Below are 22,327 nucleotides of genomic sequence, written 5' to 3'. Positions count from 1 at the left end.
ATTGCTGGGCTCATTTGGCGTGGACGGAGATTATCTCATTTTTAAATGCAACGCTGTCGCCAGCGATAATTTTTTTCCGTTTCTGTGTTTCTGTCACTCCATTGACCAGAACCTGACCTTCAGCAATAACGGCTTTTGCCTCACCGCCACTGGAAGCCCATCCTGCAATTTTAAGAATTTTGTAGAGTTCTATGAACTCCCGGTCCTCCAGAATGAATTCTTTCATGCGTCTCTCCTCTGCTGTTGTGGGGAATTCTTCAGTGTCTTGTCGTCCTTGGTGGCGACCCAGACGGCATGCCGATAGCCACCTTTTCCGGGCCTTTCACAGCGGACCAAAAAACCGGCAGCGCGCAGACGGTTTTCAAAGTTAGGATCAGGGTTTTCGCCCCAGATCGAAAAGGTCCCACCGGGTTTGATCGCGGCATAAGAGCGGGCGATGGAACGACTGCCATAAATCGGGTCGTGCTGTGGATCTGTTTGTGGATGCGGCCCCCGGTAGAGATCCAGGATGATGGCATCGAAGTGTGCGGCTGAGGTTTTTCTGATCAGCTCAATGACGTCAATGATTTCGATGTTGACGCGGGGATCGCTTGCCGCTCCGTCGGTCAGCTTGGAGAGGAATTTGAGGCACCACTGACGAATGACCGGATTGAGTTCAGCAACAGTGACTTCCGCCGTATCGGGCAGCGTATCAAGAACAGCACGCAGGGTAATCCCCATCCCCAAACCACCGACCAGAACTTTTGGTTTCGGGTGGTTCCTCAGGTCGTGACAACCGAGTTTTCCGAGAGCGATTTCGGAGCGCTGGGCTTTGCTGTTCATCAAGACCTGAGAGCCGACAGTGATGAGATAATCCCCTTCGCCACGCTGACGCAGTTCGAGAATCCCCTCATCTTCTGTCGTGAATTGATCGAGAACCTGCCAGGGAATAGCCATATTTGCTCCTCAAATCTGAAGGATTGTCCAGAATGGTCGTTGCAATAAACTTGAATTACGGCTGAGCAACCAAATAAGTTGCGGGGTTGCGGCCCCGCTAACCGTTGCGGATTAAAGATTCAGATAGGTCTCGCCCTGATAATGCTCAGCGCGCATTTTAGAAACTTCAGTGCTTTCAAGATATTCGTCAAAAGTCAGCGTCCGGTCAATGAATCCAGCCGGGGTAAATTCGATGATGCGGGTGGCGACGGTCGAAAGAAATTTGTGGTCATGACTGGTAAACAGGATCACTTCCGGAAAAGCCATCAGACCGTTGTTCAAGGCCGTGATTGACTCGAGATCGAGATGATTCGTCGGTTCATCAAAAATCAGCGCGTTCGCCTCGGTGAGCATCATTTTGGAAAGCATGCAGCGCACCTTTTCGCCACCGGAGAGAACCGCCGTTTGCTTTTTTGCTTCGTCGCCGGAGAACAACATCCGCCCCAGAAAGCCACGGGCGAAACTTTCCCCTTCGGTCGGGGCGAACTGCAGCAACCAGTCAACCAAGGTTAGATCCTTTTCGAAATAGCTGCTGTTATCAATCGGGAAAAACGCTGTGGTGATGGTCACACCCCAGCGGAAGCTGCCGCTATCCGGTTTGATGACACCTTCGAGAATCTGAAACAAGGTGGTTTTAGTCAGACTGTCACCACCGATAAAGGCAACCTTGTCTCCCTTGTTAAGGGTCAGGCTGAAATTGTCCAACACTTTGACACCATCGATACTTTTGCTCAGATCTTTAATCTCAAGAATGATGTCTCCACAGGCGCGCTCCGGTTTAAACACCACGAAGGGGTAACGGCGTGAAGACACTGGCATATCTTCGATGGTCAATTTTTCCAACAGTTTTTTCCGTGAAGTGGCCTGCTTGGCTTTGGAGGCATTGGACGAAAAGCGCTGAATAAAGGCTTTCAACTCTTCGGCCTTGTCGCTGGCTTTACGGTTCTCTTCCTGCTTCTGATGCAGGGTTAACTGGCTGGCTTCGTACCAGAAATCGTAATTACCAACATAGACGGTGATTTTGCCAAAATCGATATCGGCGACATGGGTGCAGACCTGATTGAGAAAGTGACGGTCATGGGAGACAACAATCACGGTATTCTGAAACCGGGCGAGGAAGTCTTCCAGCCATTGAATCGATTTCAGATCAAGATGGTTGGTGGGCTCATCAAGGAGCAGGATATCAGGATTACCAAACAGCGCCTGAGCCAACAATACCCGAACCTTTTCACCGCCTTCGAGCTCCTTCATCTGTTTGCTGAGAAGATCGTCACTGATGCCAAGTCCACTGAGTAACACCGCCGCTTCCGATTCGGCTTCGTAGCCGTTCATTTCGGCGAATTCAGCTTCCAGTTCTCCTGAACGGACGCCGTCTTCATCTGTGAACTCTGCCTTGGCGTAAATCGCTTCACGTTCGGCTTTCACTTTGAATAACCGCTCATGTCCCATCATCACCGTGTCGATAACGCTGTGCTCGTCAAAAGCAAAGTGGTCCTGGCGCAACATGGCGATCCGTTCACCCGTTCCGACCGAAATTGTCCCTTTATCGGCCTCTGATTCCTTGGCCAAAATTTTGAGAAAGGTCGATTTTCCCGCTCCATTAGCTCCGATCAGGCCATAACAGTTGCCGGGAACGAACTTGATGTTGACATCTTTAAAGATGGTGCGTTTGCCATAGGCCAGACTAATATTTGTAGCACTGATCATGAGGGAGTCATTTCCTGAAATGAAAATATAAAAATAAAAGACCACAGGAACAAACCCTGTGGCCTTCGCGTAGCGAATCTATAGCATTGATTTCCCGCTCAAGCAATATTTTTCAGTGTCATCTTCTGGGATGAACAAAACGAACCTGAAACAAAACACCGGCTGTTTGTTGCTACAGTGCCTAAAATATTTGTCACGGAGAGACGCTGAGAAGCACGGAGATCGAGAAAAGTCTTATAAACGTTTTGTTTCCAGAGATAGACAAAAGAGAACCCATTTTTACAATTCTTAGCTCCTCTCCGTCTCAGCGTTACCGTTTAATGTTTTTATGAGAATCTTATTTCTGCTTGCTGCAGAAAGAAAAACTCCAAAATTTGTTTCGATTACAGTAAACTCTCCTCCTTGATATCTGTCATTCGACGCTGCCGTCGGCTGATGTTATTTTTTATGAGGACTGGGTTTTATGATCATCGGATTTGCTGGGAAGGCCGCTTCGGGGAAAACAACCGCTGCGAAATATCTTAAAGAGTTGGATGCCAATATCGTCATCCTGCCCATGGCTGTGGTGTTACGGCAGGAAGTTGAAGGTTTTATTCGTCAGGTTGGGGCCGAGGATAATGTGCCACTGATTTATGGCGATCAGGATGATAAGGTTCGGGTTTTTTATGTGGATACGCAAAAAGCGCTGAAACTTTGTCCCTTATGGACTGGATTTGTCACTTTGAACGCAGATATCCAGGATCGACCCGGACAGACCGCTGTCACCGTACGACGGATACTTCAGTGGTGGGGAACCGAATATCGCCGCGCCCAGGACCCTGACTATTGGACCAAGGCGTGGGCGCAAAAATTACAAGAATATGATCTGACGCAGACTCCGATTATTGTTGATGATGTCCGTTTTGTGAACGAACTGGAGATGATTAAAAAACAGGGTGGAATCTTTATCAAAATAGAACGACCGGGGTTCGATGGTGCCAATAATCATAGCAGTGAGAACTCTCTTGACCATTATGACAACTGGAACCTTGTGATTGCCAATGATGGTCGTTTGGAGGACTTTCTGCGCCAGGTGGAAAAACAGATTGTGCCCCTGCTCCATGATGATCTTATGACGACAAGATGATTTTTAGCGTTTTCCCACCGGAGCCATGTACACTGTAAATTCGTCAACCCCATCAACTCCCAGAAGTTGATCCATCAAGTCTTGATTGAACGCCGCGATTGCGCAGGTCCCACAATGGATTGCCTCGCAGGCCAGATAAAGATTCTGACAGATATGCCCCGCATCCAGCAAAATAACCCGGTGAGCTGCGGTGGTGTAGCGCCATTCGGTACGGTAAGGGATTGCGGCCCAGACAAATATGACTGGTGCGGCAGCGGTAAATGCTTGCCCTAATGTTGCTGGTGCGAGTTTCTCTACCAGATCCTCATCTCTCTTCTCCATGACTAACGCATGTTCAAGGGGAAGGTAACGATAGACGCCAACATCCAAACCCTCCACATTGGCAACTAACAGGTAGGTCTCAAACGGGTGGCGGCATCCAGCTGAAGGGACAGTGCGCAGAGCCGTACCTGGAGCCAGCTCCTTTTTTATCCCTTGGGTTGACCAGAGAAGAAAGGCCAGCTCTGCCAGCGTGAGGGGGGCGGAGCTGAAACGGCGCTGACTTTTTCGGTTGCTGATGGCATCCAAAAGGTCGGTACCGTGAAACGGGTTCCATTTTTCATGATTTGGCAGTGGAATTGATACCTGCTCTGGACGGGGAGGCTTCTCGACCGGAGGCGGTTCAACCCCTTGATGTTGGTCTGTGAAGCGAAAATTGATGGTTTGTCGCAATGAATCCTTGAGAAAATCCCGGTGTTCAGCAATTTTATTTTTGTCCATAATCCCTCTCATCTTTTCAGCGAATATAGGTTGATGCTTAAAATAACAGATATTTCTGAAATTTTCTCGACCTTGCCACTATTGTTGTTTCATCTATTCCATCTATACTAACTCTAACTCATGAAAGCATAAAGTTATCCTATGTGTTGCAAAAGGAGTATTCCAGTGAAGAACTTTAACGACAGATTCCGATTGGTGCAGAAAAGACGCTCTCTGTTGGTAGCGATTGCGGTTATCCTGATGTTGGTCTGGCCTTGCATGGCCTTGGCTTTTGACTGGTTAAAGGCGGGGAAAGATCTCTTCTCCGACTCCAGCTCGCAGGAAACAACGGTGAATACTTTGAGTAACAGTGATATTTCTCTGGGATTGCAAGAGGCATTACGGGTCGGAACGGAGCGGGTTGTCAGCCAACTTGGGCAGGTGGACGGTTTCAGCGCTGATGACCTGATCCATATCCCTCTCCCGGAGAACTTGCAAAAAGTTCGGTCTGTTCTGGAAACGGTTGGCATGTCATCGATGATGGATGATCTGGAGTTGAAATTAAATCGTGCAGCGGAACAGGCGACGCCACAGGCCAAAGCCCTTTTCTGGCAGTCGATTGAGGAGATGACCATTGATGATGTTCAGCGCATCTACTCAGGTGCTGAAAATTCAGCGACCCAATACTTTCAGGAGAAAATGAGTCAACCCCTGGCTGCAGCGATGCAGCCGCTGATCTCAAAGAGTATGTCCGAAGTTGGGGCGATCAGCGCCTACGATGCCGCTATTGGGCAGTACCGTTCTATCCCTTTTGTCCCTGATGTGAAGGCTGATTTAACCGCCTATGTGGTCGAAAAGGGGATGGATGGAATCTTTTTTTATCTGGGGAAAGAGGAGGCCGCTATTCGCAAGGATCCAGTGAAGCGAACCACAGAAATTTTGCAGAAAGTCTTCGGTGCAAAGTAACCATTTTTGCTGTGACTGATAATGAATTTTTTGCTACGAACGTCATCACCGTTATTCTCTTCACCGAAAAAGGATGAATATGAAGAATAAGACCATCCGTATTATCGGCGTTCCCATCGATCTGGGACAAAGTCAACGTGGTGTCGATATGGGGCCGAGTGCTCTTCGCTATGCCGGACTGTCGGCACGGCTTAAGTCTCTCGGTTATCAACTGCACGACGAGGGAAACCTTTATGTCCCGGTGCGGGATTCTGTCGCTGAGAAAAATAATGGTGGTTTTCTTGAGGCGGTGCAGCACGTTTGTCAGTCGGTCTATGACGCCGCAACGGAGGCTATTGCCGCTGGCGATATCCCGCTTTTTCTGGGGGGCGATCATTCGTTAGCTATCGGTACCATCGGTGGTGTCTCCGCTCAGGACAGGGTTGGGGTGATCTGGGTGGATGCCCATGGCGATGCAAATTCCCCGGCCACTTCACCTACGGGAAATATCCATGGTATGCCGATCGCGACATTGTTGGGTGAAGGTTATCCCGAGCTGATCAATATCGGTCGTGCAGGGGCAAAATTGTCGGGGCAGGATATCGTTATGATCGGTATCCGTGATCTGGATGGTGCTGAGCGTGACTGGCTTAAGCAGAGCGGTGTTAAGGTTTATACCATGCGCGATCTTGATGAACGGGGGATGGGATCTGTGACTCGCGAAGCTTTGGATTTTCTACACGGGCACACGCGGATTCATGTCAGTCTCGATATGGATGCTCTTGATCCCAATATCGTCCCCGGTGTTGGAACCCCATCTTCTGGAGGTTTAAGTTATCGGGAAGCACAATTGCTGATGGAGATCATTGCTGATAGCGGAAAGTTGACCTCAGCGGATATTGTTGAAATCAATCCGATACTTGACCACGAAAACTGTACCGCGAAGGTTGCTGTTGATCTGGCGGCATCGTTGTTCGGGAAAAGCATTTTTTAGTTTTTGATTCAATCTTCTCATTCCATCGGCACGAACGCATAGCCTTGATTCTGATAACCGATCAAAGAGGTATAGCCGTTGGCGACAACTTTGATATAGGGAAGAAAGTCATCCGTGTCGATTTTGGCCAGAGCTGCGGCGATTGCGCACTGTTCCAAGTTCAGACCCATTTCACTCAGGTGTTTCAGTTGCGTTTCAATCTGTTGTTTTTGCTCATAATCTTCCCGGTCGATATACGTCTCACCTGTGGTCATAAAATTGCTGGCTCCGCCGCGAAACGTCAGCACGAACTTTGGAACTGTTCCTGTCGATTTAAGTTGCTGGTAAGTTTTTTCAACCAATTGTAATCGCAACAGCAGAATATTGGGATTTCCCTGGTTAATGTCGAAAACCGCTTTGGTTGCAGTCAAACCTTGAAGTGCATCATGATTGTTCAGTTCAGCAGCAACAGCAATGTTGAGGGGAGCAAGTAGCAGACAGATGCAGAGGAGCAAACTTTTCATAACGGACTCCTATGGCTAGCAATTGAATTTATGCTTTAAACACCATAAAGTTACTCTAGCTGTATCGGTATCATAAAGACAAGGTTAGCTGCTTATTTCTCTTGTCTTGCTGAAATCATTGTTTCTTTGTGCTCAAGAGCCACTTGATGATTAAATGGGAATTTCGGTTTTTTTGACCACGGTCTTCAGGGCGAAGGACGATTGCACCCGCAGTACTCCAGGAATGCTGGTCAGTTGGTTGTGCAAGCGCATGTAGTCATTGTTATCACGGACGATGATGCGTAAGAGAAAGTCACTGTCGCCTGACATCAGGTAGCACTCCATGACCTCCTTAACTTTGCCAATCTCTTTTTCGAAGAGTTGTAGCTTCTCCTGCTGTTGTCCTTCCAGTGTGACCCTGACAAAGACATTTCCCGGTTTACCGATGGCTGCTTGATCGATAAGCATCACATACTTTTCTATAATTCCGTTTTGTTCAAGCAGACGGACCCGCCGCAAACATGCAGATTCTGAGAGCCTAACCTTTTCTGCGAGCTGGACATAGGTCAACCGGCCATCCTGTTGCAATGCCGAGAGGATTCTTTGATCAATGGCATCCATCTGATATTTTCGTGAAATCCGTGACATAATTGGATAATAGCAACGGAATCATGCAAATAACAGCTTTATATTTTTAATTCTGCAGGAAAATTTATTTTACCTGATGGTATGCTTTTAAAATATAACCATTAACCTGAATCTTGCTGGGAGGCCGCTTATGTTGATCGCAATACCTAAAGAAATTTTAGCTGCTGAAAAACGGGTCGCAGTGACTCCTGAGATCATCAAGAAATATATTGATCTGGGCTTCACGGTTAGTGTCGAAGCCGGAGCAGGCGAAGGGGTCTTTATCTCCGATGACGATTACCGGAATGCTGGTGCGACAATTGAAACTGATGTGGAAAAGCTGTGTGGCCAAGCTGATGTTGTCCTTAAGGTAAAACAACCTATCTTCAACGAGCAGAAGAACAAGCATGAAGTGGATATGTATCCTGATGATAGTATCCTGATTACTTTTCTCCATCCTGCCGCACCGGGCAGTCATGAGATGGTCAGACGGTTACAGAAAAAAAACATCACGGCGTTGACCATGGACGGTATTCCCAGAATCTCCCGTGCCCAAAGAATGGACGCTTTGTCCTCAATGAGCGCAGTGACTGGCTATAAGTCTGTGGTTATGGCTGCCGACACTCTGCCGGTATTTATCCCCATGATCGGTACCGCGATTGGCACGATCAAGCCGGCAACATTTCTGGTGATCGGGGCCGGTGTTGTGGGTTTACAAGCTATCGCTACCGCAAAGCGCCTTGGAGCCGTGGTGAAAGTTCTTGATATCCGAAAAACTGCGACCGTTGAGGGTGACAGTCTGGGAGCGAAAATTATCGACTTTGATATCCCGCAGGAACTCGTCACCGGTCGCGGTGGCTATGCCAAATCCCTGGATCCTGATTGGCTGGCGAAAGAGCAGCAGTTGATTGCCAGTGTCCTCAAGGATATTGATGTGGTTATCCTCAGTGCACTGGTGCCGGGTGAAGTTGCTCCGCTCCTCATTACGGCAGAGATGGTTGCAATGATGAAGCCCGGTTCGGTCATTATTGATGTCTCGGTGGATCAGGGCGGCAACTGCGCGCTGACAGAGCCGGGAACCTTTATGCAGAAGCATGGGGTTAATCTTTGTGGCATTCAGAATATCCCTGGACGAATGGCGGTTCACTCCAGTTGGTTATACGCCAACAATCTCTATTATTTCGTCGAAAACCTCTTTAAGAAGGGGCTTGATAAGCTTGATCTTGACGATGAAATTGTGACCAGTTCTCTGGTCACCTACCAATCGAAAATTGTCCATGAAGGCGCTCTCAAGGCCATGAAGTAACAATCATTTGCGGTGATATGAGTCCCTGGACAGGGACTCATCATCAGGAGGCGTGTCTATGTCGAATCTGCTTTTGATGGTCGTGGTTTTTATCGCCGCTTTTATCCTTGGTTACATCTTGATTTCGCGGATTCCACAACTGTTGCATACTCCTTTAATGTCGATGACCAATGCGATTTCCGCGATCACCCTGTTAGCGGCCCTCATTCTTTTTTCGGTTCCGACGACAGCGGGAGAAAAAATTCTCGGTTCCATCGCTATCATTGCTGCGACCTTTAACGTTGTAGGCGGTTTTGTCATCTCCGATAGGATGCTGAAATTTTTTAAGGAAAAGTAGGCGAGTTCCACTCTGAACGAAGGGATGCATCTCTATGGCATTGGTTCTTGATTTTTCTATTATCGCCGTTCTTTTCATCGGTATCTGGCTGTTTCGTGACCCTGTCGGGGCGAAACGCGGTAACTTGATCGCTGCACTGGCACTGTCTCTGGCTTTTATTCTGGTGCTGTATCGTCATGGTGTGATTGATATTGGCACCGTTGTCGTGTCGTTGCTGGTGGGTGGGGTTGCGGGATTTTACCTCGCCCGGGTTATCAATATGATCCAGGTTCCAGCGATGGTCGCTTTTCAGAATGGTGCTGGCGGTGTTGCCGCATTTTTAGTCTCGTTCGTTGAGTTGACTCGGACCGCTCAGACGTTGAGCCTAGAGAGTCAAATTTCAGGTGTTTTTGGCCTTGCTATCGGAGCCTTGACGTTTAGCGGCAGTATGATCGCCAGTGCCAAGCTCGCTAATAAAATGCGTCAGTCTCCTCAGGTATTGCCGCACCACAACTATTGCGTGTTTGTGAATGGCGCAGCTCTGATCGTTGTCGGCAGCCTCTCGCTGATGGTTCCCAGCCATATTGCCCCTTATCTGTTCATTCTTGAGATCCTGCTTGGTACCTGTTTCGGTATCCTCATTTCGATGCGTATCGGTGGTGCAGACATGCCGGTGTTGATCTCATCTCTCAATGCCACGACTGGGTTGGCTGCTTCTTTGTGCGGCATGGTTATTGAGAATCAACTGCTGATTGCATTCGGCGCGACCGTCGCTGCGTCTGGATCCATCCTGACCTATTTCATGTGTCAGGCGATGAACCGCAATATCGTCAAGGTGATTTTTCCTGACTATCAACCGAAAAGAGCGCCTGCAAACCTCTCTTCGCGGGGAGACACCGAAACCTTTACTGGCGTCGATGATCAAGCCTGGGCGGTTACTGCCATACGGGAAGCACACAAGGTCATTATTGTCCCTGGTTACGGAATGGCGCTGGCGAAGGCGCAGGAAGAGGTGGCGGCTTTAGCCACAGAACTGCTAACGATAGGCAAGGATGTTCACTATGCGATCCACCCTGTCGCTGGGCGTATGCCTGGTCACATGAATGTCCTGTTAGCTGAGGTCGGTGTGGATTATGACATGTTGGTCGAGATGGATCACATCAACCCTGAATTTCATGTCACTGATCTGGTCATTATTGTTGGTGCCTGCGATGTCGTGAATCCTGCGGCAGTAGAACACGAAGGGACCCCGATTTCAGGAATGCCGATTCTCAGGGCCTATGAGGCACAAAAAATCATTTGCTGTAATCTCGATAGCAATCCGGGCTACTCAGGCGTTGACAACTCTCTGTATGGGCAGAACAATGCGGTCTTGCTCGCAGGCGATGCCAAATTAACGGTGCGCTCGCTGCTGAACTCTTTGTCGTCTGCAGAGCCTGCCCCGGTTACGTCTCCTGCTGTCGATGCAGCCGTGACTCCAAACGCAATTGAGGTTCTTACTGCAGCAAGAAGCATCGTAGTTATCCCTGGTTACGGGATGGCGCTGGCGAAAGCGCAGTTCCAGTTAGTAGAATTAGCTACATTATTGGTTCAAGGAGGAGCACAGGTTCGGTATGCCATCCATCCGGTTGCCGGGAGAATGCCCGGACATATGAATGTTTTGTTGGCAGAGGCGAATGTGGATTATGACGACTTACTGGAGATGGACGATGTCAATCCTCTTTTTGCGACAACGGATGTTGCTCTGGTGGTTGGTGCTTGTGACGTGGTGAATCCTGCTGCGATCGAAAGTGAAGGGACGCCTATTTCGGGGATGCCAATTTTACGGGCTCAGGAGGCGAAAAACATTATTGTTTGCAATCTCGATGACAATCCGGGCTATTCAGGGGTTGCGAACCCCCTTTATGACAACAATAAAACCATTCTCCTTTTGGGTGACGCCAAGGAGACCATAACCAATCTGCTGATGGCGTTGCAAAAACAAAGCTGAGGCAAAGGGTTCTTTTCGTTATCTTTGTTTTTGCTGAGTGCGTCTTCACCGGGGACCAGTGAGCCCCTCTCGGTGTGGAGCTCACTGGATTATTCTTGATGTTAAGCCGCAGTTACAGTTTTTTCAGTGCATCCTGGGCGGCAAACATGTAGGTATTATCTGAAGGTTTAGCGGCCAGTTCTGGATGGGTTGCATACTGATATTTTAAAATATCATCAATAGTCGCCCCCATTTGGATCGCAAAAGAGATAAAGTCAACATTAGCTGCAGTGCAATGTCCCTTCCTTAAGACTGAACCTCCAAGTAATTTTCTTGATCCCTTGGCAAACACCAGCTTGGTTTTGATCATACTCACACCATCCATCATTGGGTACATATCCATGACTTCTGATGCGCCAGTAACATAGTCGAGTCCTTCACGTTCTGCCGCTTTGGCGATCAGTCCGGCTGAGCCGAAAGTGTACTCAAAAGCACTGGAAGCATTGGCATTGATGATTCCTGGGAAGACAGTGGGGGTACCAAGGATATTTGCAGCAATGACTTTTGCCATAAACACGGCGTTGGTTCCAAATTCTCCCAGACTCGGGGCCCCGGTGACAAAAGATTTCTTCTCGGCGCAATCACCCGCAGAATAGATATTCTTGACGTTCGTTTCCATGTGTTCGTTGGTTACGATGCCAAACTTGGAGGTTGCGATCCCGGATTTCTCAGCCAAAGCTGTGTTTGGCTTGACACCGACCGAAACAATTACAAAATCGGTCGGCAGAACGTTACCATTATCAAGGACCACTCCAGTGACATCGCCATCACGGCCTTCAAATGCTGTGACCTGAGTGTTGTTGTAGACTTTGACTCCGTTGTCGATGATATGGGCCTCAATCGTTTCGGCAAAATCATCATCCATTGTGGTTTGCAGGACATGAGGTTGCATCTCGACGACAGTGACTTCAATTCCCAGCTTTTTCATCACGACCGCGACTTCAATGCCAATATATCCACCCCCGACAACAACACACTTTTTATATTTTTTGGCAAATCCGCGCATCTGTTCCATGTCGGTTTTTGAACGAACATTGACGATGTTATTCAGATCAATGTTGGGGATCGGCGGGATGATGGGTTGTGAGCCTGTGGCAATGACCAGGTCGTCATAGTTGAATGTCTGGCCTGATCGTGTGGTGACGGATTGTCCGTTTGTATCAATTTTCTGGACGTCATCAAGGACCAGCTTAGCGCCGAAATCGGTGATAAGCTGGTTGGAGATATAAAATTTTTCTGCCGGCTTTTTGTCAGAAATGCCGTAGGGGACAGCGCAGCGATTGACATTGGTTTCTTCATCTTTGATTAAGGTGACGTCAAACTCCTGAGGGGATTTATGCAAAACATGAGTGATCAATCGACCCGCAGGACCACCACCAATAATAACGACCTTTTTCATGAAAGCCTCCGATTAAGTTAGATATATGGATATCTATATACTATACTCACAAATTAACCTGAAGGAAATCATTTTCTGCGGGTTGCAATTTGTTTTGTGGCGGCCTTATTGTGGAAAATTAAAAAGCATCGACATGACTTATGGATCAATTTTACCGAGTGAGGAACGATAGATGAAAAAAACGGCGAGATTAGAAAACTTCCCGATTATGATGTTTGCAATCGTTATGGGGCTGTCTGGGTTGAGCATCGCTTACCAAAAAGCTGCGCACCTTTTTCACTTTACCCGGCTTATCCCAGATTTTCTTGCGGGTCTGACGACAGTGGTGTTTATTGCTATTGCAGTGACCTATCTGAGTAAATTTTTCAAGTATCGGGATGAGGTCAAAAGCGAGTTCACCCACCCGGTTCGAATTAATTTCTTTGCCGCGATTCCGATCTCATTGCTCTTGATGTCGGTGATGTACCATGAGATAAATCTGCCGATTGCTGAGGGCTTATGGTGGGTTGGAATGTTGTTACAGGCTTATCTGACCTTGCATACGATCAGTTTTTGGATTAATAAAAACCTTGAGATTCAGTCATCGAATCCTGCCTGGTTTATCCCTATTGTCGGGAATGTCCTTGTCCCTGTCGGTGGCGTGGATATTGTCAACCGCGACTTCTTAATGTATTTTTTCGCGGTTGGGATATTCTTCTGGATCATTCTGCTGACCATTATCCTGAATCGGATCATTTTTCATAATCTTCTGGCACAGAAGTTTATGCCCACCTTATTCATTTTTATTGCTCCACCGGCGGTAGGGACGATCTCTTATGTTAAATTGACGGGTGAATTTGATCTGTTTGCCAGCTTTCTCTTCAATGTTGGCGTGTTTTTTACCCTGCTGTTGTTATTTATGTACAAAAACTTTATCAAGCTTGAATTTTTTATCTCCTGGTGGGCGTTTACTTTCCCACTCACGGCGATGACCATTGCTGCGATTTTGGCACACCATATGACCGGATCGATGTTTTGTTATTATGTCTCGATCGGATTACTGACGCTAGCAACCTGCGTGGTCATTTTTGTGGCCTACAAGACGGTGTATCACATGTTGAAGAAGGAGATATGTGTGATGGAATAGTCGCCTGTGACTGCACAATGGCCCCGAAATGGCCATTGTGCAGTCACAATATTTTCAGCTGTTAGATCCCGCTGCTTCGGGATAAAACCCACTTGCAAACAATAGCAACTGTCTCGATCTGACTTTTGCGTCGTCAGCAACTTTGTTGCATATACTTTTCACGCAAGAGCCGTTTATTCACCTTGCCAATGCTCGTTTTATCAATCGCCTCGACAAACTTGAATTTTAATAGAATAATTTGCTTTGAAATCATCCCCTTAGCAATAAAACTGCGGATATATTGGACTAAATCCTTTTCGTTGATTTCATAGTCTGGCTTTGTCACAATCAGCGCCAGAGGTTTCTCTCCCCACTTATTATCGGGTAGGCTGATAACCGCAACTTCCCCAATACCAGGATAAGCCGAAAGCAGATCTTCGACGCCAAGTGATGATATCCATTCACCGCCGATTTTGATCACATCCTTGATCCGGTCAGTAATTTTGATGTAATTATGTTTATCTCTGCAGGCAACATCCCCGGTATGGAGATAACCGCCGCGCCAGAGGTTTTCGGAGTTGCGCTGATCCTTCAGATAGCCCTGGCTTAACCAGGGAGCACGCACGACAATTTCCCCGACACTCTGACCATCGACAGGGACATTTTCCATTTTTTCGTCGACAATTTTAATATCAACCAGCGGGATCGGCCGGCCGGTTTTACAGCGGATATCCAGATCTTCGTCGTCGCTCAGATCTGCATCAGTGACGTGTGCAAGGGTCAAGACTGGGCAGGTCTCTGACATGCCATAACCGGAAAAGATGTCAATCCCTTTTTGCATTGCCGCTTTGCACATCGCTTTGGGCAGCGCTGCACCACCAATCAGAATTTTCCAGTTGGACAGGTCCAACTCATTGAACAGCGGGTGGCTCATCAACAGGTGGAGGATTGTCGGAACGCAGTGCGAGAAGGTGACTTTTTCTTTGTCGATCAGTTTGAGCAACATGTCTGGGGTATATTTCCCCGGGTAGACTTGTTTTATCCCCAGTGACGTGGCGATATAGGGAACTCCCCAGGCATGAACATGGAACATGGGGGTGATCGGCATATAGACATCCTGCTGATGGAAGCGGCCGTGATTGACGACGGTCCCCAGAGCAGCCATTCCGGACAGGGTATGCAGCACCAGCTGTCGATGACTGAAATAGACTCCCTTTGGCATTCCGGTTGTCCCCGTGGTGTAAAATGTTGTCGCTCGGGTACTTTCATCGAAATCGGGAAAGTCATAAGAGTCGCTGCTTTCAGCGAGCAGGCTTTCGTATTCCCCGGCAAAGGTGAGCGTTGTTTCAGGTTGCTGCTGACCATCTTGCAGGAGGATATACTCTTTGACTGTATCGATCCGTCCTTTAATCTGTTCCAGTAGCGGGAGGAACTCCTCATTGACGAGGATGAAGTCATCCTCAGCATGGTCAATGGTGTAGAGGATCTGCTCAGGTGAAAGGCGGATGTTGACCGTGTGCAGGACCGCTCCCAACATGGGGATGGCGTAAAAGCACTCCAGATAGCGGTGACTGTCCCAATCCATGACCGCCACAGTATCACCAGATTTTACCCCGATCTCGGTCAGTGCATTCGCCAACTGGCAAACTCGTTGCCTGAATTCTCCATAGGTGAAGCGAGCTTGATCGCGGTAGACAATCTCTTGTTGGGGATCATTGACTGCTGGAGCCTGTAAAAGGTTTTTTATCAGCAGGGGATAGGTATATGCGGACACCGTGCGCTGTATCAGGTTCTCGGACATGAAAGAACTCCTTGGTTATGAAGAAAGATCGGCAGTTAAGAAAAAGAGACTATACGATGACTATGATTTGATGCAAGAATTGTTCTGTCTGCGGACGACTTTCGAGAGATGAATACCGATCAGGAGATGAGATGGATTTACCCGCGCCTTTGTTAGAAGGGACCTTGCTGCGTCGTTACAAGAGATTTTTTACCGATATTGAGTTGGCCGATGGTCGTGTCGTCACTGCGCACACACCCAATACGGGCAGTATGAAACAATGTGCGCTCCCAGGCTCTCGGGTATTAATTTCGCGAGCGGATAATCCGCAACGGAAGCTGAAATATACGTTAGAGCTGATTATGATTTCTGGTCGTTGGGTTGATACCCATACCTTGAGGACCAATCGAGTGGTTGAAGAGGCTTTACGTCATAACCAGATTCAATCGCTGGAAAATTTTCAGGTGCAGCCAGAGTACCGCTTTGGAGAGAGTCGCATTGATTTTTATCTACATCAGGGGGATGTCAATGTTTTGCTTGAAGTTAAAAATGTCACCCTCTGCTGCCAACCCGAAACCGCCTGTTTCCCGGATGCCGTGACCACCCGGGGGCAAAAGCATCTGCGCGAATTACTCTTGGCTAAGCAACAGGGGTGTCGGGCTATTATATTTTTTCTGGTTCAACGCAGCGAAGCGAAGAAATTTTCCCCAGCTGATGCTATTGATCCCGAATATGGCCGACTGTTGCGCGAAGTTGTTGCCGCAGGAGTAGAAGTCTTGGCTTATAAAACCGTCGTCACTCCGAAGGAGAATCGGGTCGGAGAGCCGATTCCGGTTGTATTATGAGGGGCGTATGATTTTGTGAATGAGTTCTTTTCCCCAACATCTCAGAGTCGCAATGGAGAGTCTCTAATCTATGCAGGCAGTTGGTTTAATAACTGAATATAACCCGTTCCATAACGGCCACTTACATCATCTTCGTGAGAGCCTTCGGGTGACCGGTGCTGAGGTTGCTGTTGCGGTCATGAGTGGCCATTTTTTACAGCGCGGGGAGCCTGCTTTGCTGGATAAGTGGGGGAGGGCGGAGATGGCTTTGCGCAGCGGGGTTGATGTGGTCGTCGAGTTACCGCTGCCCTGGGCGTGCAGCAGTGCCCCCGATTTTTCTCGAGGAGGGGTTAAATCGTTAGCCCTTCTCGGTGTCGATAGCCTCTGTTTCGGGAGTGAGTGCGGAGAGATTGAGCCGCTTCAGTATTGTGCCGATTTTCTCCATGATAACGACTCTTTTGTGACCGGGAAAACCTCAGAATTGTTGCGTCAGGGGGTGAACTATCCTCAGGCGAGAGCCCAGGTGCTCACAGAATTATCCGCAGAACTTCTTGATCCCACTGTCATCACTGCGCCCAATAATATTCTCGGGATTGAATACCTGAAAGTTTTAAAAGAGCTGACCAGTACTATTCAGCCCGTGACAATTGCGCGGATTGGTGCTGGATATCACGATGTCGACGCGGGGGTTGACGGTATTGCTAGCGCGACAGGAATCCGCCAGAAGATGCTGGAATCAGAGGCGGTCGATACCCTTCTTCCCCCAACAGTCCAATCAATATTGCATCAAGCGACAGCGCATGGCCGGGTGGTATCGGTCGATAAATATTATCAATTATTATTGGCGCAGATTTTTCGCAGCCCGACAGAGTTGTCCGACTTGTGGTTGGTTGAAAATGGGATAGAGAACCGTCTTTTAACGGTTGCAGAAAATGCGACTTCTTTGGCAGAATTGGTGTCCGGTCTCAAATCCCGACAACTGACCCGTACCCGAATTCAGCGGCTGCTTGTCTCTGTTCTGTTGGGCCTGAAACGGGATATTGTCCCCCCGCTATTAGCTGTTGGGCCGCAATATCTCCACTTGCTGGCCGCCAGCGCCAAAGGGCAGAAATTCCTGGCTTCTCGTCGCAAGCAGAGATCGATCCCGCTGGTCCAGAATTTTTCACGGGTTTATGCAATCCTCAAGCGGCATTATGGTTTTGAGTCGGCAGCCTATCGCCTTGCACTAGAACAATTAAATCTGGAGTTGAAAGCAACGAAACTCTATACGTTGCTGTCCCAGGATTATACGGGGGGCAGCCGCAACCGCGATTTTTATGAGTCACTGAAAATATAAAGACGTGACCGATACACTTGATAAGGAGCTTGAAATGGCAGACACACCGATCACCCGGGACATGAAAATAGAGCAACTGGTCGAATTAAAACCTGACGCCGTCGCTTATCTCTTCCACAAGAAGATCCGCTGTATTCGTTGCGGCGAACCGGTTTGGGATACCATCGAAGAGGCCGCACGGTTAAAAAATTATAGTGATGCCGAAATAGATGAATTGCTCGATGACCTGAATCGCCTCAGTTAAGAATTCTGCTCTGATTCAATGATCAGGTTGGGTAACTCATCACTGTCATCATCTTTTCTGGGGAAATGTGTTTCGAGTAACTCGCCACAGCGCTCAACTGCCTGACAGATGGCGTTGCAACTGTCGCCGGTCTTCAGTCCGTGAATAATCGTATCCACGAGCTCATTCCAGGTGTTTTTAGGAACCTTTGCGTTGATACCGCTGTCAGCGAGTACCTGAACGCGGTGTTCAAACAGTGAGATCAAAATCAGGATACCGGTTTTGTCGCGGGTTTCATGTAAGCCCTGTTCGACAAAGCTGACCAGCGCTTTTTCCTTCACTTCAAGGTCAAATTCTGCTGGATTGATCAGTTTCCGTTTCAGATCAGGAAGGTTGCGGATCAGCAGTTGAAAGACGAAGAAACTGACGATAAACGCGGGTAAAAACCACCAGATTGACTCACCGCCCACAGCCCAGCTGAAAATCAATCCCACCGCTAACGCCAGAGTCCCGGCGCCAATGAGTTCAGCACGAGGGTATTCATAAGACGAGTTGACCAGCATGGGGACAATTTCACCGCTGGTTTTTGTTTCTGCCTTTCTGACGGCTGCTTCTATTTTCTGCTGTTCTTCATGACTGAAGAACTCACTTGCTGATTTCATCTTCATCCTGTCATCCCACTGAGATACGGAGTCTCAGAAAAGTACAATGTTTTTCAAGCCAGACAGAGAATGTGACCGTTTTCTCTGTTTCTCTAGTCTGCGATGGTGAATGTGCTCGGTTTTACCAACCACCGGAAGCACCGCCACCGCCGCCTCCGCCGCCGCCACCAGAAAAACCACCGCCACCAAAACCACCGCCGCCGCCACCCATAAAGGGGCCGCCGATAAAAACGCCACTACGACGACTGCTGCGACGACCACCGATACGGCTAAGAAATGGCCCAAGGAAAAAGAGGAGAAAAAGAAACCCCAGTGGGCTCCCTTTCTTTTTGCTGCTGCTGGCTTTACCCGTTCCTGTGTATTCACCACGGACAGCTTCGGCAATACCGATAACTCCTGCGACGATTCCACCATCAAAGTCCCTCTGTTTGAACTTCGGGGCGATCTCGTTATCAATAATCCGTCCTGCCAGCAGGTCGGTTAAGCGACCTTCCAGACCGTAACCGACTTCGATGCGAATTTTTCTTTCCTCCTTGGCAATAAGGAGCAGGGCGCCATTGTCTTTACCTTTTTGACCAATTTTCCAGTTTTCAAAAACTTTAATAGAATACTCTTCCAAGACTTCACCATCCAAAGTTGGGATGGTGAGGACGGTAATCTGAGTGGAATCGCTCTGCTCAAAATTGCGCAAAAACTCTTCAAGCTTCAGCTTGGTGGTTTGCTCAAGTAGAGCTGCCTTGTCATTGACATAGCCTGTTGGCGCAGGGATGTTCAGTGCGAATGCTGCAGAACAGGTCAACAGAAGAATAAACAGTAAACAGAAAATCTTACGCATTAGAATGTCACCTGAGGAGCGGCTTCAGCACCGGCGTCGGCCTTAAAAGCTTCTTTGCGTTCCAGATGGAGGAGGAAATTATTGGTCAGGCTATTTGGAAAGGTGCGGATCGAGGTGTTGAATATTCTGACCGCATCGTTGTAACGCTGACGAGCGACGTTGATGCGGTTTTCGGTTCCTTCCAACTGGTGCTGTAAGTCGAGGAAGTTTTGATTGGCCTTCAGATCAGGGTAACGCTCAACAACGACCAGTAATCGTGACAACGCTCCAGAAAGTTCACCCTGAGCTTGTTGAAATTGTTGCATTGCTGCTGCGTCACCTAATTTATCGGTAGAGATGTTGGTCTGCCCGACTTTAGCCCGGGCGTTAACAACTTCAGTCAGAGTCTCTTTTTCGTGAGCGGCATAGCCTTTTACTGTTGAGACCAGATTCGGGATGAGATCGGCGCGGCGCTGATAGGTGGCTTCAACATCGCCCCAGGCAGCAAAAACGGTCTCTTCGTTCTTTTGGATGGAGTTATAGCCACAACTGCTGAGTAAAAGACTGCTACAGAGCAAGATAAGCAGGGTGCGAATTCTCATTGTATTCCTCCAGAGGATTAGTTTTATCAATTTTTTGATCCGGGTATTATAACATAAAAAGAAGAAATATAGGTGTCCATCCGCAGAGAGTTCTCTTTGTTTTATGGTCAGGCTTCCGGCGGCTGTAAAGAACGAGGTCTCTTGTCAATCTGTTCAATCGGGTTAATCTCTTTACGACTTCCGGCCCCCAACTCTTTAAACTTGCGGGCCGAAGTTAAGACCCGGCTGTCAAGTGAGCCGATCGCCTTATTGTAACTGTCGACAGCGCGTTCCAGGTTCTTCCCCATCTGAGCAAAATGTTGGTTAAGGGTCGCCAGGCGATCATACATCTCCCGTCCTAACTGGCTGATGGCTTCAGCATTTTCGGTCAGCTGTTCCTGACGCCAGCCGTAGGCTACTGAACGGAGCAGAGCGATCAATGTGGTCGGGGTGGCGAGCAGAACTTTCTGATCTACGCCGGCTTCAATCAATCCCGGATCTTGAGTCAGCGCCGCAGAGAAGAAGGTTTCCCCCGGAAGAAACAGGACGACAAATTCCGGTGTCGGTTGGAACTGTTCCCAGTAGTTTTTTGCTGATAACTTTTGCAGGTGATCATGAATCTGGCGGGCATGATGGGCCAGACAAGCATTGCGTTGTTTGTCATCTGTTGCTTCTAGTGATTCGAGGTAAGCCTGCAGGGGGGCTTTAGAGTCAACGATAATATTGCGTCCGTTGGGGAGTTTGATAATCATATCGGGGCGAAGGCGGCCATGATCGGCTGTTTCCTGTTCCACAAAATCACAATAATTGACCATACCAGCCATTTCGACGACTTTGCGCAACTGAATCTCCCCCCAGCGGCCACGCACGGCGGGAGTCCTCAGGGCACGGACAAGGTTGCCGGTTTCCGATTCAAGCTTAATCTGGCTGTTCAGTAACGACTTCAATTGTTCATCCAAGCGGGCATAAGCGCCGCTGCGGGATTGTTCCAATTGTTCGATCTTGTGATCGACCTTGGTGAGAGACTCTTGCAGCGGCTGAACCAGTTGTCCAATCGCCTGGTGACGTGCGTCCAGATCGCCCTTGGCCTGCTGCTGAAACGATCCGAGAGTGGTCTTGGCCAGATCCAGAAAACTTTGATTGTTGGCTGCCAGCGCTTGTGCTGAAAGAGCCTGAAAGTTCTTTTCTACTTGCTGCCTCGTTTCGTCCAGGAATCTCAGTTTATCAGCATTTGCATGCCGTTCTGCTTCAAGTTGTGCTTCAACCCGGGCGACCTGCTGAAGCAGCTGGTCGCGCTCCACCTGGTCTTTGTGCCGTTCGCGGTGCAGGAGGAGGTGCGCTTGCAAGCGGGCGATTAACCAACCACAAAAGAGGCCAACGATAAGGGTCGCTGCGGGCAGTATCCAGATGTTGTCAGTCAGAGGCACGGTTGTATTCCTTCAATATATTGATAGGCTTCTATTGAGGGTACGATAGCAGAGCGTTACAGAATCGACAAGCGAGATGGTGCACTGGAGGGATAACCTTATTTGAGTTGTTGCGGATCGGAGACTAAAACCAATGGCTAATTTTGATTTTTCTCAACTACGACAACAAACCGAGGAGCGCTTCTCAGTTTTGAAAAACACAGCGATCACTGTTTCGCAGTTGCTTGAAGAATTAAGCACGCTCTGGTCAAGCGCGGAAGTGCAAATTGAACAGCACAAGGATGGAGACCGGAAATTGATCGCTTGTGCTCCGGGGTGTCAATTCTGTTGTGTGGTGAATGTTTCGACCACTTTGCTTGAAGGGATCGCTATCGCCCGGTTTTTGCGTCAATTGGATCCTGCGGTGTTGGCACAAGTCCACTCAAGAGTTGATAAACTCTGGCGTGATGTCCGGGGTCTCAATGATGAAGAACGGTTGCTGGCCCGTTGTAAGTGTGCCTTTCTCGATGATCGGGGCTGGTGTCTTATTTATCCGGTTCGGCCATTGTTTTGCCGCAGCGTCACTTCGACCGATGTCGAGAGTTGCCGCGCTGCAGTCGTCGGACAAGTGTTTGCTGAGGTTAAACCGGTGATGATGCATCAGTTTCAGTTACAGCTGTACAAAACATTATTCGCTGGGGTTGTCGACGGGTTGGAGCAGGCGGGTTTAGATGGCCGCTGTTTTCAGCTGAGTGGTTTGATCCGTTACCTTCTCAATCATCCTGATGACGAACAAGATCTGTTGACCGAATCTTCATTGGATTGGAATAAACTTTATCCGTAGCCGGGGCTTTTGCTGGATTAGTTTTGCATTGCGCTGTTCCGGTCATTTCATCCCTCCACAGTTTTTAGGAGCGGCAAAAAGTCGCGCTGTTACCCGCATCTCTTTGCC

Annotated in this window: 23 protein-coding genes; 11 read left to right on the top strand and 12 right to left on the bottom strand. The window is 48.5% G+C overall.

Going from position 1 to position 22,327, the window contains the following annotated elements; genetic code table 11:
- Window positions 1-10: 10 nt before the first annotated feature.
- The 3 genes from BLU87_RS12475 to BLU87_RS12465 all read right to left on the bottom strand — a co-directional run bounded on the left by BLU87_RS12475 (window position 11) and on the right by BLU87_RS12465 (window position 2,682).
- On the bottom strand, window positions 11-226 hold the full coding sequence (locus tag BLU87_RS12475) for an RNA-binding S4 domain-containing protein (protein ID WP_092349035.1): 216 nt from the start codon (window positions 224-226) through the stop codon (window positions 11-13).
- On the bottom strand, window positions 223-936 hold the full coding sequence (locus BLU87_RS12470) for a spermidine synthase (RefSeq protein ID WP_092349032.1): 714 nt from the start codon (window positions 934-936) through the stop codon (window positions 223-225). Before BLU87_RS12470 ends, BLU87_RS12475 begins: the two co-directional genes overlap by 4 nt.
- 111 nt (window positions 937-1,047) lie before the next feature.
- Entirely contained in the window at window positions 1,048-2,682 is a 1,635-nt protein-coding gene (locus tag BLU87_RS12465) for an ABC-F family ATP-binding cassette domain-containing protein (RefSeq protein WP_092349030.1), read from the bottom strand.
- Between the two features lie 463 nt (window positions 2,683-3,145).
- Here BLU87_RS12465 and BLU87_RS12460 point away from each other — a divergent pair, with 463 nt between their 5' ends.
- Window positions 3,146-3,808, top strand: coding sequence for a deoxynucleotide monophosphate kinase family protein (locus tag BLU87_RS12460; RefSeq protein ID WP_092349027.1), 663 nt, complete (start codon window positions 3,146-3,148; stop codon window positions 3,806-3,808).
- A 3-nt stretch (window positions 3,809-3,811) separates the two neighbouring features.
- Here the strand turns inward: BLU87_RS12460 and BLU87_RS12455 are convergent, their stop codons facing one another.
- Window positions 3,812-4,567: a SagB/ThcOx family dehydrogenase gene (locus BLU87_RS12455; RefSeq protein WP_092349024.1), complete on the bottom strand. Its 756-nt coding sequence runs from the start codon at window positions 4,565-4,567 to the stop codon at window positions 3,812-3,814.
- A gap of 165 nt (window positions 4,568-4,732) precedes the next feature.
- On the opposite strand from BLU87_RS12455, the gene BLU87_RS12450 reads away from it, so the two are divergent.
- Together BLU87_RS12450 and rocF are read left to right on the top strand one after the other, a co-directional pair.
- The gene (locus BLU87_RS12450; protein WP_175498379.1) at window positions 4,733-5,512 is read left to right on the top strand and encodes a DUF4197 domain-containing protein; all 780 of its coding nucleotides are present in this window, start codon (window positions 4,733-4,735) and stop codon (window positions 5,510-5,512) included.
- Window positions 5,513-5,591: 79 nt separating this feature from the next.
- On the top strand, window positions 5,592-6,485 hold the full coding sequence (gene rocF, locus BLU87_RS12445; protein WP_092349018.1) for an arginase: 894 nt from the start codon (window positions 5,592-5,594) through the stop codon (window positions 6,483-6,485).
- Window positions 6,486-6,502: 17 nt separating this feature from the next.
- On the opposite strand, the gene BLU87_RS12440 is transcribed toward rocF, so the two are convergent.
- The gene (locus BLU87_RS12440) at window positions 6,503-6,988 is read right to left on the bottom strand and encodes a DsrE family protein (protein ID WP_092349015.1); all 486 of its coding nucleotides are present in this window, start codon (window positions 6,986-6,988) and stop codon (window positions 6,503-6,505) included.
- A 150-nt stretch (window positions 6,989-7,138) separates the two neighbouring features.
- Window positions 7,139-7,588, bottom strand: coding sequence for an Lrp/AsnC family transcriptional regulator (locus tag BLU87_RS12435; protein WP_245706486.1), 450 nt, complete (start codon window positions 7,586-7,588; stop codon window positions 7,139-7,141).
- A 157-nt stretch (window positions 7,589-7,745) separates the two neighbouring features.
- On the opposite strand from BLU87_RS12435, the gene BLU87_RS12430 reads away from it, so the two are divergent.
- From BLU87_RS12430 to BLU87_RS12420, 3 genes are read left to right on the top strand one after another with little or no spacing between them, the layout of a single operon-like run.
- Window positions 7,746-8,900, top strand: a complete 1,155-nt coding sequence (locus BLU87_RS12430; protein WP_092349009.1) for an NAD(P) transhydrogenase subunit alpha — start codon at window positions 7,746-7,748, stop codon at window positions 8,898-8,900.
- 58 nt (window positions 8,901-8,958) lie between these two features.
- Window positions 8,959-9,237 (top strand): NAD(P) transhydrogenase subunit alpha part 2, encoded by a 279-nt coding sequence (locus BLU87_RS12425; RefSeq protein ID WP_092349006.1) that lies wholly within the window; start codon window positions 8,959-8,961, stop codon window positions 9,235-9,237.
- A gap of 34 nt (window positions 9,238-9,271) precedes the next feature.
- Entirely contained in the window at window positions 9,272-11,206 is a 1,935-nt protein-coding gene (locus BLU87_RS12420) for an NAD(P)(+) transhydrogenase (Re/Si-specific) subunit beta (RefSeq protein ID WP_092349003.1), read from the top strand.
- A 112-nt stretch (window positions 11,207-11,318) separates the two neighbouring features.
- Here BLU87_RS12420 and BLU87_RS12415 read toward each other — a convergent pair whose 3' ends face one another.
- Window positions 11,319-12,644: an FAD-dependent oxidoreductase gene (locus BLU87_RS12415; RefSeq protein WP_092349000.1), complete on the bottom strand. Its 1,326-nt coding sequence runs from the start codon at window positions 12,642-12,644 to the stop codon at window positions 11,319-11,321.
- A gap of 172 nt (window positions 12,645-12,816) precedes the next feature.
- Here BLU87_RS12415 and BLU87_RS12410 point away from each other — a divergent pair, with 172 nt between their 5' ends.
- Entirely contained in the window at window positions 12,817-13,770 is a 954-nt protein-coding gene (locus BLU87_RS12410; protein ID WP_092348997.1) for an SLAC1 anion channel family protein, read from the top strand.
- A 133-nt stretch (window positions 13,771-13,903) separates the two neighbouring features.
- On the opposite strand, the gene BLU87_RS12405 is transcribed toward BLU87_RS12410, so the two are convergent.
- Window positions 13,904-15,550 carry a fatty acid--CoA ligase gene (locus BLU87_RS12405; RefSeq protein WP_092348994.1) on the bottom strand — a complete coding sequence of 549 codons (1,647 nt, stop codon included), beginning with the start codon at window positions 15,548-15,550 and terminating at the stop codon, window positions 13,904-13,906.
- A gap of 131 nt (window positions 15,551-15,681) precedes the next feature.
- On the opposite strand from BLU87_RS12405, the gene sfsA reads away from it, so the two are divergent.
- The 3 genes from sfsA to BLU87_RS12390 all read left to right on the top strand — a co-directional run bounded on the left by sfsA (window position 15,682) and on the right by BLU87_RS12390 (window position 17,933).
- Window positions 15,682-16,374: a DNA/RNA nuclease SfsA gene (gene sfsA, locus BLU87_RS12400; RefSeq protein WP_092348991.1), complete on the top strand. Its 693-nt coding sequence runs from the start codon at window positions 15,682-15,684 to the stop codon at window positions 16,372-16,374.
- 70 nt (window positions 16,375-16,444) lie between these two features.
- Complete coding sequence (locus BLU87_RS12395; protein WP_092348988.1) at window positions 16,445-17,689, top strand: nucleotidyltransferase; 1,245 nt, start codon at window positions 16,445-16,447, stop codon at window positions 17,687-17,689.
- 34 nt (window positions 17,690-17,723) lie between these two features.
- Entirely contained in the window at window positions 17,724-17,933 is a 210-nt protein-coding gene (locus BLU87_RS12390; RefSeq protein ID WP_092348985.1) for a DUF1858 domain-containing protein, read from the top strand.
- Here the strand turns inward: BLU87_RS12390 and BLU87_RS12385 are convergent.
- The 4 genes from BLU87_RS12385 to BLU87_RS12370 all read right to left on the bottom strand — a co-directional run bounded on the left by BLU87_RS12385 (window position 17,930) and on the right by BLU87_RS12370 (window position 21,396).
- Window positions 17,930-18,580: a TPM domain-containing protein gene (locus BLU87_RS12385; RefSeq protein WP_245706484.1), complete on the bottom strand. Its 651-nt coding sequence runs from the start codon at window positions 18,578-18,580 to the stop codon at window positions 17,930-17,932. The genes BLU87_RS12390 and BLU87_RS12385 overlap by 4 nt on opposite strands.
- A 115-nt stretch (window positions 18,581-18,695) precedes the next feature.
- Window positions 18,696-19,409 (bottom strand): TPM domain-containing protein, encoded by a 714-nt coding sequence (locus BLU87_RS12380; RefSeq protein WP_092348979.1) that lies wholly within the window; start codon window positions 19,407-19,409, stop codon window positions 18,696-18,698.
- Complete coding sequence (locus BLU87_RS12375) at window positions 19,409-19,990, bottom strand: LemA family protein (RefSeq protein WP_092348976.1); 582 nt, start codon at window positions 19,988-19,990, stop codon at window positions 19,409-19,411. Before BLU87_RS12375 ends, BLU87_RS12380 begins: the two co-directional genes overlap by 1 nt.
- A gap of 107 nt (window positions 19,991-20,097) precedes the next feature.
- Complete coding sequence (locus BLU87_RS12370; RefSeq protein WP_175498378.1) at window positions 20,098-21,396, bottom strand: DNA recombination protein RmuC; 1,299 nt, start codon at window positions 21,394-21,396, stop codon at window positions 20,098-20,100.
- 133 nt (window positions 21,397-21,529) lie between these two features.
- Between BLU87_RS12370 and BLU87_RS12365 the strand changes: the two genes are divergently transcribed.
- Window positions 21,530-22,219, top strand: coding sequence for a YkgJ family cysteine cluster protein (locus BLU87_RS12365; RefSeq protein WP_092348973.1), 690 nt, complete (start codon window positions 21,530-21,532; stop codon window positions 22,217-22,219).
- Window positions 22,220-22,327 lie beyond the last annotated feature (108 nt).

This window comes from Desulfuromusa kysingii, assembly GCF_900107645.1.
GTDB classification, from domain to species: domain Bacteria; phylum Desulfobacterota; class Desulfuromonadia; order Desulfuromonadales; family Geopsychrobacteraceae; genus Desulfuromusa; species Desulfuromusa kysingii.
This window is presented reverse-complemented; position numbering and strand designations above follow the sequence as displayed.